This window comes from Streptomyces sp. SID1328 (genome assembly GCF_009865595.1).
In the GTDB taxonomy this organism is placed as follows: Bacteria; Actinomycetota; Actinomycetes; order Streptomycetales; family Streptomycetaceae; genus Streptomyces; species Streptomyces griseoluteus.
Genome location: NZ_WWKH01000343.1, coordinates 1 through 979, shown reverse-complemented (window position 1 = coordinate 979; position 979 = coordinate 1). Strand labels below are relative to the sequence as shown.

1 protein-coding gene is annotated in these 979 nt (G+C 79.5%); it reads left to right on the top strand.

Translation table 11 applies throughout. From position 1 onward, the window contains the following. Nucleotides 1–93: 93 nt before the first annotated feature. On the top strand, nt 94–979 hold an 886-nt coding region (locus tag GT030_RS10225; protein WP_161200825.1), incomplete at its 3' end, for a class I SAM-dependent methyltransferase.

Here is a 979-nt window from a genome sequence, read left to right as displayed (position 1 = left end):
CGGCCGGCGCAGCGCGCTCGGCGGCTGGGCCGCCACCGCCCGCAGCCTCGCCGGGGTCCTCGGCAGGCTCCCCGGCGCCCCCAGGAGGGCCGCATGACCGACGCCACCACCGAGGAGGAACACCGGGTGAACGACGGCACCGAGTCCACCGGCACCTCCGACGTCATCGCCGGCGCCGGCCCGGTCGGCCGCCCCGGCGAGCGGGCCACCGTACGGCTGCGCGAGGGGGACGCCGACGAGGGGCCCCGGTACGCGCCCGAGTGGCTCCAGCTCCGGGAGCCGGCCGACGCCGACGCGCGGGCCCAGGGCCTGCTGGAGCCGCTGGGCAAGCGGCTGGCCGAACTCCCGCCGCGGGAGGGCGGGCTGGTCATCCACGACCTGGGCTGCGGCACCGGCTCGATGGGCCGCTGGCTGGCCGCCCGGCTGGACGGCCCCCAGCACTGGGTGCTGCACGACCGGGACCCGTACCTGCTGCACTTCGCGGCTGTCGCCTCCCCGCGCGTCGCCGCCGACGGCGGCCGGGTCACCGTCGAGACCCGGCGCGGCGACGTCGCCCGGCTCACGCCGGACGCGCTGTCCGGCGCCTCGCTGGTGACGGCGTCCGCGCTGCTGGACGTGCTCACCCGCCCCGAGATCGAGACGCTGGCCGCCGCCTGCGCGGGCGCGGGCAGCCCCGCCCTGCTCACCCTCTCGGTCGCCGGACGCGTCGAGTTCGCGTCCTCCGACCCGCTGGACGCCGACCTGGCCGAGGCGTTCAACGCCCACCAGCGCCGGGGCGGTCTGCTCGGTCCGGACGCGGTCACCGCGGCCGGCGAGGCGTTCGCCGGACACGGCGCGTCGGTACGGGTGCACCCGAGCCCCTGGCGGCTCGGCCCGGAGCACGCGGCGCTCACCGCGCAGTGGTTGCGCGGCTGGGTCGGCGCGGCCGTCGAGGAGCGGCCCGCCCTGCGGACCCGCGCCGAGGACTACCTGCGCGCCC